The sequence below is a fragment of the Thermaerobacter subterraneus DSM 13965 genome (assembly GCF_000183545.2).
GTDB classification, from domain to species: domain Bacteria; phylum Bacillota; class Sulfobacillia; order Thermaerobacterales; family Thermaerobacteraceae; genus Thermaerobacter; species Thermaerobacter subterraneus.
The window spans coordinates 534091-547160 of record NZ_JH976535.1; the positions used below are offsets into that span (position 1 = coordinate 534091).

Consider the following 13070-nt stretch of genomic DNA (forward strand, 5'->3'; position numbering starts at 1 on the left):
GGCCGAGCTCCGGCCGGCGACCGTCGCCGGGGCGAAACGGGACCTTGGCGCTAGCGGTGCTGCGCGAACCAGGCATGACGACGGCAGGAGGGAAGATCATGAACTGGAGGCGGCTGGTCCGAACGGCCTTTCTGGCGAGCCTCCTGGGAGGGGTCCTCGCAGTGGTGCTGGTGGCTTCCGGTGCCGGCGGCTGGACCCCGGCGGAGGCCCACGCGGCCCTGGTTGGGAGCTTTCCCGAGCCGGGCGCGCAGCTGCAGGAAGCGCCCCGGAAGATCGAGCTGATTTTCACCGAAGCGGTGGAACCAGAGTTTGGCGAACTGACGCTGACCCGGCAGGGTGGCGGGACCGTGGAACTGGGGCCCATGGAAGCCGAAGGGGAGACCCTGCGCGCCGAGGTGCGGGGCTCCATGCCGGCCGGCCAGTACGTCCTGCATTATAAGGTGCTCTCCCAGGACGGTCATCCGGTGGAAGGGGACGTGACCTTCTCCGTGGTGGCCGCCGCGCCCTCGCCCGGGTCGGGCACGGCGGACCAGCAACCCGCGCCCCCGGCACCCGGCCAGGACGAACCCGGCGGGGCCACCACGCCGCCGGCCGGGGCGGAGCCAGCGCCGGCCCAGGACGGTGGCTCTCAGGCCTGGCTGTGGGCCGCGGTGGTGGCCCTGGTGGCCGTGGTGGCGGTCGGGTTGATGACGGTGCTCCGGCGCCCGCGGTAAGGGCGGGTGTCAGGCCCCGGCGGCGGGCCGGCCGCGCCGGCGAGCTGCGCAGCCGGAAGGTGCCTGGAGATCCTCGTGGCCCTGGGAGCTGCAGGGTGGCCGGGTGCCGTAGGGCCCAATCCCAAGAAGGAGATGGGTCCCGGACGGTGCGGCCGGGCTCCCGGGCTGTTCCACAAAGCTGTGGCCCGCGGGAGGTTCGCGGGAGGGGTCGGGTTTGCCTGAACTGGCGGCGGGGATCGTGCGTTGGGTGGGCCTGCTGGGCTTGATGGGCCTGGCCGGCCCCGCCGTGCTGGACGGCTGGATCCTCCGCGGGGAGGCCGGCCCCATCGCCGGTCCGGGCCACTGGCGCCGCAGCCGGGCTCTTGCCGTGGCGGGAGGGCTGGTGCTGGCACTGGGCGCCCTGGCAGGCGCTCTGGTCGCCGCCTGGGAGGTGACCGGGGGACGACCCGAGATGCTCGGCCGTTACCTGGTCGCCACCCGCACGGGCCGGGCCACCCTGGTGCAAGCGGCGGTGGGGCTGGCGGGCGCGGCCCTGGCGGCGGCGGGCTGGCCGCGGGCCACCACCCCCGGCCGCTGGTGGATCCTGCCCGGCCTGGCGGGCGCCGGGGCGTTGGTCTGGAACAGCCACGCCGGCATCCGGGGCGGCAGCGCCTTGCTGGTCGACGGCGTCCACGTGGTGGCGGTGGCCTTTTGGATCGGTGGCCTGCTGCGCCTGGCGCTGCTCGACTGGCGGCGGCTCGGCGAGCTGGCCGGTCCACGGGCACCCGCCACCGGCTTGGCCACACCCGGCGGGGCTGCCGCGCCGCCAGGCGCCGGACCCGTACCCGGCCGGCCCGACGCGGGCCCGCCGGGTGGCAGCCGCCCTCGCCTGCACCCCTCCGGGCCCGCGGAACACCGGGCCCCCGCCGTCCTTGCCCTCCTGCCCCCGCTGATCCGCCGCTTCTCCAACCTGGGCGCGGTGGCCGTGCTGCTCGTCGCGACCAGCGGGATCCTGGCTGCCCGGCGCAACCTTTACGGGGCCGATGCCTTGCTGCGCAGCCCCTATGGCCAGGCCCTGCTGGTGAAGCTGCTGCTGGTCGCCGTGGTGCTGGCCATCGCGGCGGTGAACCTGTTTGCCCTGCGGCCGTGGCTGGAGCGGAGGGCAGCGGCAGGCGGCTACGGTGAAGGCAGTTCCGGTGACGGCAGCTCGGGTGGAGGTGGCGGCGTCCACCGGCTTCAGGCCGGAGGGCCCGGACCCGTGGTGGCCGTCGTGCGCCGGCTGGTGCGGGCAGAGGCTCTGGCCGCCCTGGCGGTGCTGCTGGCCTCGGGGATCCTGGCGGTGCTGCCGCCCGCCGACCGGCCCGCCGCAGCCACCGAGCCCGTCACCTGGCGGGTCCAGGTGGCCGGGGTGCCGGTGGAACTGGCCCTCGAGCCCGGGGGCCGGGGCGAGGTCACCCTCTCGGCCCGCTCCCTGGGTCAGGCCGCCCTGGCCCGAGGCGCCGTGCGCCTGGACATGCCGGAGCATCCCATGGGGCTCTACCAGGTCACCTTGAGTCCACCTGCCGGCCGCGCCAACGGGACCCTGGAGGCCCGCGCCGTGCTACCCATGCCCGGTGCCTGGCAGCTCACCTGGACCCTGGCCCTGGCGGACGGCCGCCAGGAGACGGCGGTCACCACCTTCGAGGCGGCCGGGGCGCCCGGCAACCAGCGCCAGGGCCGGCTCAGCCTGCGGGCGGCTTACCAGTCCACCGCCGGGGCGGTGCAGGCGACGGTGGCCTTGCTCGGCCTTCTGGAGGCCGCCGTCCTGGTGGTGCTGGGCTGGCGGCGCCTGTGGCCCATCCCCTTTGCTGCGGGCCTCATCGCCCTGGCGGCAGGCGCCTGGCTGTTGGGCCAGGTGGCCTGGATCGACGCCTACCCAACCACCGACGTTCCCAACCCCCTGCCCAGCACGCCGGCCGTCATCGAGCGGGGGCGGCAGGTCTTTGCCACCCACTGCGCAGCCTGCCACGGCCCCGAGGGGCGCGGGGACGGGCCGGCGGCGGCCGGCATGCTGCCCCCGCCGGCCGACCTGACCGGCGTCCACACCCGCCAACACACCGACGGCGACCTGTACTGGTGGATCACCCACGGCATCGACGGCACCGCCATGCCCGCTTTCGGCGACGTGCTTACGGAGGAGGATCGCTGGGCGGTGATCCGGTTCATCCGGCAACTGGGCCGCTAGCCAGCGGGCACACCTGGGGCGCCAGCCCGGCGGAAAGCGGGGGTGCGGCTCAGACCGTGCGGCTCAGGCCGGTTCGTCCGGGCGGGCCAGGCTGAGGAAGAGCACGATCAGAGCGAAGGCCACCAGGGCCATGAAAGGAATGGTGATGAACCCGAACCAGTTGATCCAGGGGGTGAAGCAGGAGACGTCCACCCCGCAGACGGGCAGCCGCAGGCCGGGCACCTGCTCCTGCAAGTAGTGGAAGGCCGAGATCGACCCGCCGGCCACGCTCAGGGGTACGGCATAGGGGATGATGCGCCGGTCGTCCCGGAAGCTGGCCATGCCCAGAAGCAGCGCCTGGGGGTACATGAAGATCCGCTGCCACCAGCAGAGCTTGCAGGGGATGAACCCCAGGACCTCGCTGAAGTAGAGGCTCCCCAGGGTCGCCACCGTCGCGACCAGCCACGCCAGGTAAAGCCCGTATTCCCGGAAGAACCGGCGCAACGCCCCGCCTCCTCACGGCCCGGCCCCGGCTGGCAACGCCGGACGGCCGGAGCCGGCCGGCATCGTGGCCGGCGCCAGCACCCGCCCGGCCCGGGTCAGGATCCACCCTGGGAACCCGTTCCCGCCGGGCCGCCGCCGGCGCCGTTCTGCCCGCCGCCCTCGCCGCTGCCTCCTGCCTCGGCCAGGGCCTGGTCGACGGCGGCCTTGAGTCCCTCGAACGACCAGTTCTCCACGAACTTGCCGTTGACGAACACCGACGGCGTGCCGCGCACGCCCGCCCGGACGGCGATGGCCCGGTCGGCATCCACCTCGCCGGCGTACCGCCCGGACCGCAGGTCATCCAAAAGGCGCTGGGCGTCGATCCCGGGCACCGCCTGGCGTGCCACGTCCACCAGGAATTCCGGGGTGGCCCACTGCTGGTCTTCGGGCCCCTGCAGCTGCATCACCCGGTCGATGAAGGCCCAGACGCCCTCCGGGGACTGGGCGTATACCGCTTCCATGGCCTGGGCCGCCGTATCGGAATCGGGGCCGATGAAAGGATAGTTGATGAAGTAGAACCGGACCTTCCCCGTGTCGATATAGGCTTCCTTGAACCGGGGAAACTCGTTCAGGGTGAACTCGCGGCAATAGGGGCACTTGAAATCGGCAAACTCGACCACGGTGACCGGGGCGCTGGCGGAGCCCAGGGCCGGCTGCCGCTCCAGCTGGAACAGGTCCGCCGGGGCGGCTTGCCGGTCCGCCTGGCGGGTGGCGGCCACGGCCAGGGCCACGGCCAGGACGATCATGGCGGCCGTGCCCAGGGTGAGCCACCGGAGCCGGCGGCGCCGCGCTTCCGCCTCGCGCCGGGAGCGGCCGTAGCCACCGGACCCGGATCCCGGACGGAGAGGGGGACCGGAGCGGGGACGGAGAGGGGGACCGGAGCGGGTTCCCGCCTGGGACCCCCGGCCACCGGCCTGGGGCCCGGTTCCGGATGCTGGGGTCGACCTGGGGGGCACGATCTCCATCCTTTCCCTGTGCGGATCTGCCGCGGCCCCGGGACGGCAGGCCGCGGCGGGCCGGCCGGCCACCGGCAGGGCCGGGGCGCTAGTCCCATGGTAGCCGGAGCGGGGCTGTCTGGGAAGGCGGCAGAACCTCAGCGGCGCGCGCCCCACAGCAGCCAGGCCACCAGGCCGAGGCCCAGCCAGCCCAGCAAGGGATAAAGGACCCGGACCAGGTGGGCAAAGCCGGCCTCCGCCACGGCCATCGCCAGGGCAGCCGTGACCAGCACCGCCAGGCGGTAGGAACCGGAGCCCGGCACCCCCAGGCGGCTGGCCAGGCCGTAAAGGCTGCCGACGGCGGTGGTGAAGATCTCCGTCCACAACACCACCGCCAGCAGCGCCCGGAACCAGCCGGGCAGCCCTGCCGCCAGGTAGAGCACCGGGATCTGCCGGGTGGCAGAAGCAGGCATGTGGGCGAGCAGCGCCATGTGCAGCAGCAGGGCCAGGGCGGCCAGGCCCATCCCACCCGCCAGGCTGCCCAGCCGCCGGGCGCCGGGGGGAGCCGACGCTCCCAGGGGGACGAGCACGGGAAGCGCCAGCAGCAGGTTGAAGCCGGCGTAGAGGAGGGCGGCCACGAGCCAGTGGGGAGCGGGGGCGGCGGGCAGGGCGGCAGCCATGGGGGCCAGGGCCGCCAGCGCTGCCGGCCGTGCCGCCCGGAGGCCGTGCACCGCCACCACGATCACCACACCCACCAGCAGGGGCACCACCGTCGTGTTGGCCGCCAGGACCCCGGGAAGCCCGTGCCAGACCGTCACCACGCAGAGGAACAGGAAGGCAGCCCGCCCCGCCCAGGGCGGCCACCCCAGCTGCTCGGCGGTGACGGCGGCCGCTCCTGCGGTCATCACGCCGACGCCCAGGAACAGGGAGGCGGTCAGCAGCCCGTCCAGCAGGCTGCCGGCCCAGGGGCCGGCGGTGGCGGCCAGGGCGTCCCGGTAGGAGCGGGCCCGGGTGCGGGCGCCCAGCTCCAGCCACCAGCTCCCGCCGGCGGCGAAGGCCACGGCCACCAGCACGATGCCCAGGCTGCCGGGCCATCCGTAGAGGGTGAAAAAGGAGAGGATCTCCTGCCCGGAGGCGAAGCCGGCACCCACCACGGTGCCGATGAAGGTGGCGGCCACGGGCCAGGAGCCCGGCCCGGCTGCATCCCCCGGAGCCCGCGGCGACCCCGGGGAGGGGGGCGGTTGCCTTCCCCCGGCAGGCGGCGTACCCATCCCGGAGGCGAGGGGGGCTCCGGGAGGACGGGCCGGGACGGGACGGGGCTGGCGCGAGCCGGTGTTCATGGCAATCATCGGTATGCAGGGTGTGGAACCGGTTAGGCCTGCCTGTATGGCTGGTTAGGCCTGCCTGCATGGATGGCGCGCAGCCGGCGGTATGGCAGCATTCGCCGCCGCGGCCCCGGGGCGCCGGGCAGGGCCGGCCGGGGAGCCGTTCCGGTTCGGCCAGCGGCCGGGCGCGGGCGGCGGCGCCGGACGTCACCAGGAAGCTGGCCTGCGGCCGCCGGGAAGGTTAAGATGATGAACACACGTGTGGCAACGCCTGCCGAGACTTACGAGACTTACGGGCCGGGCATGGACGGGAGGGCGCAAGCGGTGGCGCGCAAGCGCGTGTTCAGCGGCATTCGACCCACAGGACAGATCCACCTGGGCAACTACCTGGGCGCCATCAAGAGCTGGATCGAGCTGCAGGACCGCTACGAGTGCATCTACGCCATCGTCGACTACCACGGCATGACGACGCCCTACGATCCGGCGGAGATGCGGGCCAACGTGCGGGAACTGCTGATCGATTACCTGGCGGCCGGGGTGGATCCGGAGCGGTCCATCCTGATCGTCCAGTCGGCGCTTCCGGAACACACGGAGCTGGCCTGGATCCTGGGCACGGTGACACCCGTGTCCTGGCTGGAGCGGGTGCCCACCTACAAGGAGAAGGTGGAGCAGCACCCCGACTACGTGCACCTGGGCCTGCTCTCCTACGGCGTGCTGATGGCCGCCGACATCGTCCTGTACAAGGCCGAGGTGGTGCCCGTCGGGGAGGACCAGCTGCCCCATCTGGAGCTGGCCCGGGAGATCGTGCGCCGGTTCCACCACCTGTTCGGGGTGCGGATCTTTCCCGAGCCCCAGGCGCTGGTCCAGGAAGATACGGCACGCATCATGAGCCTGACCGAGCCGGAGAAGAAGATGAGCAAGAGCCTGGGGCCCCGCAGCCTCATCGCCCTGGCGGATCCGCCCGAGGAGATCCGCGACAAGATCATGAAGGCGGTGACGGACACCGGGCCTGCGGGCGAGGAGATGAGCCCTGGGGTGGCCAACCTGTTCCACCTGCTCAAGCTCTTCGGTACGGAAGAGGAGTACGCCCAGCTGCGGGCGGAGTACGACGCGGGTACGCTGCGGTATGTGAACCTCAAGCGCACCCTGGCCGATGCCCTGATCCGCAGCCTGGAGCCCTTCCGCCGCCGGCGGGCCGAACTGGAGAACGACCCCGCCTACCTGGAGCGGGTCCTGCGGGAGGGCATCCGCCGCGCCCGGGTCATCGCCCGCCAGACCATGGAAGAGGTCAAGACGGCGTGCGGGCTGATGCTGGACGAAACCAGCCTGTGGCAGGCGCCGGTCGGGACCGCCGCTGCGGGCGGCAAGGAGGGCGCCGGCACGGGCTGAACCCTGCCCCGTGGCGAGGGGCGTGACGCCGGAGGGCGGCGCTCCGCCGCCTTCCTCCCCGGCGTCGCCCCGTCCTGCTCTGCCCTGCTGAAGTCCCTCAGCGGCCGCTGCTGCCCTCTCCGGGACGGGTGCCCGCCGCGCCGGGGCCGCTGCCTTCCCTTTCACCTTCGCCTCCCTGGCCCGCGTCTGCCCCGGGGCCGCCGGCTCCCTGGCCGCTGCCGCCTCCGGCACCGGACGAGGCCATCATGGCCCGCATCATGGCGGCCATGTCGGCCTGGATGGCCGGGTCCTTCAGGAGTTCCCGCATCACGTCGACCATCCGGCGGCGGAGCTCCGGGTCGCCGGGAATCGCCTCCAGCAGGCCGACGGTGTTCTCGAGGATCTCCGGGCGCGTCTCCCGGTGGGTCGACGTGGCCCGGGTGAGGGCGGCGTTGACCCGCAGCGCCTCCTCCCGGACGGCAGGTTCCTCCAGCAGGCGGCGCTGCTCGCGGACCATCTCCTCCAGGATGATCCGCCGGGCCTGGGGATCGGTGGCGATCACCTCGCCGCGACCGGCGGCAAACGCCTGCTGGACCTGGGGATCGTCGGCCAGCGAGGTCACCATTTGCCGGGTTCCAGCACTACCGGGTTTGCTGGAAGGCAGGCTGCAGCCCCCGGCCAGGGCGGCCGCGGTCAGGAGGGCCGTGGCCGCCAGCAGTAGAGGACGGCGGCCCGGCCGGCTCCGCCTGAACCCCCCGGCCCGGACCGAACCAGAACCCGCAGGTCTTGCGCCGGAGGTCCCGAGTCGTGCCGCGCGCGGGTGGAAGACCGGCTCGGGTGCCTCTGGGGAACCCGTCGCTGCAGCTTCCTGTGGCTTTGGGGCCGGGTCCACCGCCCGGCCGGCATAGCGTGCAATGGAAGGATCCTGCACCGGACGCCACCTCCCTGGCACCGGCACCCTTCTGGACATGCAGGGCCGGCGCACCTAGCATGGGCACCAGCCCGCCGGTTCTAACCGCCCCTGGGAAAAAGGCGCGGGCGGGCCGGAGCCTCCAGGCGTCCGGCCCGCCCGCGGGCGGCAGGCGGCCCCGGTTGGGCCTCCTGCCGTTACCGGCGATGGTCCTGTCCCGGGCTGGTTTGATTACCGCTCGATGGGCGCCCGCACCAGGTTGCCCCACTCGGTCCACGAGCCGTCGTAGTTGCGGACGCTCTCGAAGCCCAGGAGGTACTTCAGGGCAAACCAGGTGTGAGACGACCGCTCGCCGATGCGGCAGTACACGATGACGTCGTCGTCCGGCTTGAGACCCTGTTCCTCCAGATAGATCTTGCGCAGCTGGTCGGCGGACTTGAAGGTGCCGTCGGGGTTGACCGCCTTGGCCCAGGGCACGTTCTTGGCGCCCTTGATGTGGCCGCCCCGCTGGGCACCCTCCTGGGGGTAGTTCTCCATGTGCAGCAGCTTGCCGGAGTACTCATCGGGCGAGCGCACGTCGATGAGCGGCTTGCCGAATTCGATGTGGCGCAGCACGTCTTCCTTGAAGGCGCGGATGTAGGGGTCGTAGCGGGTGACCGCCTTGTAGTTGGTCTTGGGGAAGGTGGGCACTTCCTTGGTCAGCGGCCGGCCCTCCGCCTCCCACTTGGCGCGGCCGCCGTCCATGATCTTCAGGTTCTTGTGGCCGAAGAGCTGGAAGACCCAGAAGGCGTAGGCTGCCCACCAGTTGTTCTTGTCCCCGTAGAAGATCACCGTGGTGTCGTTGTCGATGCCCTTCTCCGACATCAGCCGGGCGAACTGCTCGGGCGAGAGGTAATCGCGCACCACGGGGTCCTGCAGGTCGGTCTGCCAGTCGATCTTGACGGCGCCCGGGATGTGGCCGACCTCGTAGAGGGTCACGTCCTCGTCGGACTCCACGAGGCGGTACTTGGTGCTGTTGGGGTCGGCCAGCTCGTCCAGGTGCTCGGCCACCCACTGGGTGCTGACCAGGACCTCGGGGTGGGCGTAGCCCCGCTCCTGGAAGACCTTTTCCGCGGCCTCGGACACGGGAATCCCTCCTCGGGAAAGATGAGTTAGCTAAGGGGAATTGTAAGGTAATAAAACCCGGTACAGCAACCAGTCTTTCCGTACCGGCCCGGATCCACCGGCCCCCCATGGAACTCCCGCCGCGCGTGATACATTAGTTAGGTAACTGCCTGGGAGGGACGCAACCGTGGAATGGGACCGGGAGACCCTGATCCAGATCCTGATCGAGGAGGCCCGCAACCCGCGGATGCGCGGGCGGCTGGACGACGCCGACGTGACGGTGTCGGGCGGCAATCCGGGTTGCGGGGACGTGGTGCACATCTACCTCAAGGGCACGGGCGACGGCCACGGCATCGCCGGGGTGAAGTTCGAGGGCAGCGGCTGCAACGTCAGCCAGGCAGCGGCGTCCATGCTGCTGCAAAAGGTGGTCGACGACGGCCTCACCATGGACCAGGTCCTCCACCTGCGCGGGGAAGACATGAAGCAGTTCGTCGGCGAATCGGCCCTGGCTACCCGGCCCCGCTGCGCCACCCTGGCCCTGAGCACGCTGAAAGAGGCTGTTCGCCAGTACCGGCGCAAGCTGCGGGCCGAAGGGAAGTGGCAGGGTCCCATCGACTCTCACCAGGAAGGTTGAGGCGGAGCGAAGGCTGGCTCGGGGACCGGTGGCCTCGCAGAGCCCGGCCCGGAACCCAGCGCGGGCGCCGCCCGCTGGCAGCACCGGCGGCCCGGGCAGCCCGCACGTTGCCGGCGCCCGGCACCCGCCCACCGAGCCGGGAACCGGCGCCCCGTGGTAGGAGCCGCCGGGTCAGGGCTCGCGACGGCCCGGCGCACCCTGCGGTACCGGCAGCCCCAGACGCCGGCACAGCCTCATCAAGTCCGCGGGCAGCGGCGCCACCAGCTCCACTCCTCCGGGAAGAACCAGCCGGTGACAATGCAGCGCGGGCCGGTCGAGCCCTTCCACCCTGGGCCCGCCGTACTTGCGGTCGCCCGCCAGGGGGTGGCCCGCCGCCGCCAGCTGGGCCCGGATCTGGTGGGTGCGTCCGGTGAGCAGGCGGATCCGGCACAAGGTGTAGCCCCGGGACGCGCCCACGACGGTTAGGTGAAGGGTGGCGCTGCGGGCCTGCTCCGCCGCGCCCGGCGCCTTCTCGAGGCCAGCCTCCCCTATCTCCACCGGTGCGGCAGGCTGCTTTTGCGCGACGGAGACAGGCAAGACCCGGGTGACCCGGCGCTGGCGATCGCGCTGCAGCTGGTGCTGGAGGACCCCTTCCGGCGGCCGGCCCCGGACGATGGCCAGGTACTCCTTGACGGCCGCGCCGCTGCGCATCCAATCCGCCAGGCGAGCCGCTCCCTGGCGGGTCTTGCCGAAGGCCACCAGCCCCGACGTGTTGCGGTCGAGGCGGTGCCCGGGCGACGGCTGGTACAGAGCACCTTCGGGCAGCGTGCCGCGGCGAGCCAGTTCGTCCCGGACCCAGTCCAGTAATGTGTATTCCCGCGCCGCCCCGAATCCGCCGGCGCCATGGGTCAGCAATCCGGCCGGCTTGTTGACTACCAGCAGGTGCTCGTCCTCGTACACCACCCGGGGCTCGTGGCGGGCCGGGGCCGGCAAGCGGGGCGCCCGGGACGAACCGGCGGGACCGCTCCGGGGCCTTGCTGCCGGCGACGGGGGCGGGGCGCCGGGTGCGGCCTGGTGGGGCGGCGCATCGACCACCTCGGCCTCCACCACGTCCCCGGCGCGCAGGACCGTGTCCCGGGGCACGCGGCGGCCGTTGACGGTGATACGGCCCTGCCGCAGCATGCGGAACACGGCGCTGAGGGGCACGTCCGCCAGCCACCGGCGGGCCAGCCGGTGCAATCGCTGTCCCTCATCGGCCGCGGTGACCACGTAGCGTCGCCGTGCCAACCAGACCCACTCCCCGTCGCGGTGGACGACCTCGATCCGTACGTCCGGCCGGGTGCGCAGGCCCATGCCGCTCCGCCGCCAGGCCGGTGCCCGGACGCCACCTCACGCCTCAAGCCAGAAAGGCGGCCAGCACGCCCACCAGGAAGATCCCGTCGAAGACCCCCGCGCCGCCGATGCTCAACATCCCCGGACCCATGCGGTCCAGGGCCCGCAGGTTCAGCAGGTCGGCGCCCACCAGGGTGCCCAGGGTGCCGGCCACGTACGCCACGGCGGCGCGGCTGCCGGGTGGCGCCACCAGCAGGGTGATGACCACCGCCGCCAGCGGCGGAATGAAGGCAGGCAGGACGATGCCGCGTCCCGGTACGGGCCGCGCCAGGGCCTTGGCCACCGCCGCCACCAGAACCGTCGCCACGAGGGCAGCCACCAGGGGCGCGCGGCCCGCGCCCAGCAGGAACAGGCTGAACAAGGTGGGGATCACCGCGCCGCCCACGTTGATGGCCAGAACACGCTCCGCCACCCGCGGCGGCTGCACCATGGGGAAAAGCCAGAAGAAGGCGATGGGTGGAACCGGCGGCGGATCCAGGGGCACCCGCTCCCGCCGCAGGGGCAGGTTGATGCCGCTACCGACCAGAGACAGCGCAAACAGCAGGAAGGCGCCGGCAGGACTCAAGCCCAGGCGCGCAAAGGACAGCGCGGCCACCTGGGCATACGTCAAGAAGAACAGCATCGGCAGCGAGAGCAGGAAAAACAACAGAAGGGGCAAGAGGGGCACGGCCTGACCTCCCGGTCCGCGGCGGCCCGCCCGGGCCCGCCGGGCCCATCACGCCGGTGCCTTGTACGGCCCGGCCGCGCCGCCTGCTGGTGGTAATCGCCATCATCATACCATCCTTGGCCGCGGGGCGGCGGGCGCATACTAGGGGCGGCCGCGGGCGCGGGTTCGTGCCGAGTGCCAAATCCATCCCCCGAGGAGGGACGCTCATGCCCCAGATGGCCCAGCATCAGGCGGCCGAGCTGTGGGAACTCTGCCGGGACCACGCCGTCGCCGGGGCCAAGCTGCGTGCCCTGGCCGGAAGCTGCCAGGACAGCACGCTGCGCCAGACCCTGGAGCGGCACGCCGGGGAGTTCCAGCAGGCCGCCCAGCGGCTGATGGGCTTCCTGCAGGAACAGGGCGGCTACGGGACCCACGGCCGGTACGGCCAGGACGGCCAGCAGGGGCAGGCCGGTTCCTGGCAGTGGCCGGCGGCCGCCTGGCAGTCGCCCTATCAGGCCCAGTGGCAGGCCGGCGGCGGCGCGACCTGGCAGTCCCAGCCCCAGGCCCACGGGACGAACCAGGTCTACGGCGCGGCCGGCATCCAGGGGCAGCCCCTGGACATCGCCCTGGCCTCCGACTGCCTGCGCACGTGCAAGACCTTCGCCGTCCAGTGCATCTGGGGGGCCACCGAGTGCGGCGAGCCGGCCCGCTCGTACCTGTACCAGCTGGCCGGTGAGCACCTGCGCATGGCCATGGACCACTACCGCTGGCTCGAGCAGCACCAGGTGTACGCCTCGCCGCCCATCGACCAGCACGCCGTGCAGGAGTACACCCAGAAGCTGCACCAGCTGATGCAGGTGGGGCAGGCCGTGGCGGCGCAGGGCCTGGTGCCGGCCCAGCGCGGCTTCGCCGCGGCCGGTGCGGGCATGCATCAGGCGGCCCACGGTGGCGCCGGTGCCTACGGCACCCATGGCCAGGGCGGCTTCGCCTCCGGGTTCCAGGCACCGTACGGGCAGCAGGCCTACGGTCAACAGGCCTACGGTCACCCGGCGGGCCACGCCGGAAGCCACGAGGCCTACGCGCAGCGGGCGTACGCCCGGACCTGACGCCTCTCCGGGACAGCCGGCCGGGGGACGCCCCTCGGTGGCGCGGGGGCGGCAGGCCGGGACCGGCCCAGGTGCACCACCCTAGGCCCTGGCGCCGTCACCGGGCTTTGCCGCCGGCGCCCTCCGCCGCCGGTGTCCCCGCCCAGGAGAGCAGGCGGGGCGGGTCTTCGGAAGACCCGCCCCGCCGCGTTCACCGGGCCGACGGGGTGCCCCGATTTCCCCGGCGGGGCATC

General features: G+C 72.8%; 12 protein-coding genes. 5 read left to right on the forward strand and 7 right to left on the reverse strand.

The window, feature by feature from the left end:
- Nucleotides 1-98 precede the first annotated feature (98 nt).
- Both THESUDRAFT_RS12615 and THESUDRAFT_RS12035 read left to right on the forward strand, forming a co-directional pair.
- A complete protein-coding gene (locus tag THESUDRAFT_RS12615) occupies nucleotides 99-713 on the forward strand; it encodes a copper resistance CopC family protein (protein ID WP_006903117.1) in 615 nt (204 codons plus the stop codon).
- A gap of 214 nt (nucleotides 714-927) precedes the next feature.
- Nucleotides 928-2916, forward strand: coding sequence for a c-type cytochrome (locus THESUDRAFT_RS12035; RefSeq protein WP_006903118.1), 1989 nt, complete (start codon nucleotides 928-930; stop codon nucleotides 2914-2916).
- Between the two features lie 63 nt (nucleotides 2917-2979).
- Here the strand turns inward: THESUDRAFT_RS12035 and THESUDRAFT_RS02415 are convergent, their stop codons facing one another.
- From THESUDRAFT_RS02415 to THESUDRAFT_RS02425, 3 genes are all read right to left on the reverse strand, one after another.
- Nucleotides 2980-3399, reverse strand: a complete 420-nt coding sequence (locus THESUDRAFT_RS02415; RefSeq protein WP_006903119.1) for a disulfide oxidoreductase — start codon at nucleotides 3397-3399, stop codon at nucleotides 2980-2982.
- A gap of 95 nt (nucleotides 3400-3494) precedes the next feature.
- Nucleotides 3495-4184: a DsbA family protein gene (locus THESUDRAFT_RS02420; protein ID WP_242823208.1), complete on the reverse strand. Its 690-nt coding sequence runs from the start codon at nucleotides 4182-4184 to the stop codon at nucleotides 3495-3497.
- 347 nt (nucleotides 4185-4531) lie between these two features.
- Nucleotides 4532-5551 carry a YkvI family membrane protein gene (locus THESUDRAFT_RS02425; RefSeq protein WP_006903121.1) on the reverse strand — a complete coding sequence of 340 codons (1020 nt, stop codon included), beginning with the start codon at nucleotides 5549-5551 and terminating at the stop codon, nucleotides 4532-4534.
- A gap of 471 nt (nucleotides 5552-6022) precedes the next feature.
- Here THESUDRAFT_RS02425 and trpS point away from each other — a divergent pair, with 471 nt between their 5' ends.
- A complete protein-coding gene (gene trpS / locus THESUDRAFT_RS02430; protein WP_006903122.1) occupies nucleotides 6023-7087 on the forward strand; it encodes a tryptophan--tRNA ligase in 1065 nt (354 codons plus the stop codon).
- Between the two features lie 97 nt (nucleotides 7088-7184).
- On the opposite strand, the gene THESUDRAFT_RS02435 is transcribed toward trpS, so the two are convergent.
- Nucleotides 7185-7691, reverse strand: a complete 507-nt coding sequence (locus tag THESUDRAFT_RS02435) for a hypothetical protein (protein WP_006903123.1) — start codon at nucleotides 7689-7691, stop codon at nucleotides 7185-7187.
- Nucleotides 7692-8207: 516 nt separating this feature from the next.
- Complete coding sequence (locus tag THESUDRAFT_RS02440; protein WP_006903124.1) at nucleotides 8208-9101, reverse strand: sulfurtransferase; 894 nt, start codon at nucleotides 9099-9101, stop codon at nucleotides 8208-8210.
- A 166-nt stretch (nucleotides 9102-9267) separates the two neighbouring features.
- Here THESUDRAFT_RS02440 and THESUDRAFT_RS02445 point away from each other — a divergent pair, with 166 nt between their 5' ends.
- Nucleotides 9268-9714, forward strand: a complete 447-nt coding sequence (locus THESUDRAFT_RS02445) for an iron-sulfur cluster assembly scaffold protein (protein WP_006903125.1) — start codon at nucleotides 9268-9270, stop codon at nucleotides 9712-9714.
- A 171-nt stretch (nucleotides 9715-9885) separates the two neighbouring features.
- Here THESUDRAFT_RS02445 and THESUDRAFT_RS02450 read toward each other — a convergent pair whose 3' ends face one another.
- Both THESUDRAFT_RS02450 and THESUDRAFT_RS02455 read right to left on the reverse strand, forming a co-directional pair.
- On the reverse strand, nucleotides 9886-11046 hold the full coding sequence (locus THESUDRAFT_RS02450; protein ID WP_006903126.1) for an RluA family pseudouridine synthase: 1161 nt from the start codon (nucleotides 11044-11046) through the stop codon (nucleotides 9886-9888).
- A gap of 43 nt (nucleotides 11047-11089) precedes the next feature.
- Complete coding sequence (locus THESUDRAFT_RS02455) at nucleotides 11090-11752, reverse strand: DUF1614 domain-containing protein (protein ID WP_006903127.1); 663 nt, start codon at nucleotides 11750-11752, stop codon at nucleotides 11090-11092.
- Between the two features lie 206 nt (nucleotides 11753-11958).
- Between THESUDRAFT_RS02455 and THESUDRAFT_RS02460 the strand changes: the two genes are divergently transcribed.
- Entirely contained in the window at nucleotides 11959-12837 is an 879-nt protein-coding gene (locus THESUDRAFT_RS02460) for a hypothetical protein (protein ID WP_006903128.1), read from the forward strand.
- The last annotated feature ends 233 nt before the right edge of the window (nucleotides 12838-13070 follow it).

Bases quoted from the DNA above. Each gene is read 5' to 3' on its own strand.
- THESUDRAFT_RS12615 (WP_006903117.1), top strand. From the start codon at position 99: ATGAACTGGAGGCGGCTGGTCCGAACGGCCTTTCTGGCGAGCCTCCTG.
- THESUDRAFT_RS02460 (WP_006903128.1), top strand. From the start codon at position 11,959: ATGCCCCAGATGGCCCAGCATCAGGCGGCCGAGCTGTGGGAACTCTGC.
- THESUDRAFT_RS02450 (WP_006903126.1), bottom strand. From the start codon at position 11,046: ATGGGCCTGCGCACCCGGCCGGACGTACGGATCGAGGTCGTCCACCGC.
- THESUDRAFT_RS02420 (WP_242823208.1), bottom strand. From the start codon at position 4,184: ATGATCGTCCTGGCCGTGGCCCTGGCCGTGGCCGCCACCCGCCAGGCG.
- THESUDRAFT_RS02435 (WP_006903123.1), bottom strand. From the start codon at position 7,691: ATGGTGACCTCGCTGGCCGACGATCCCCAGGTCCAGCAGGCGTTTGCC.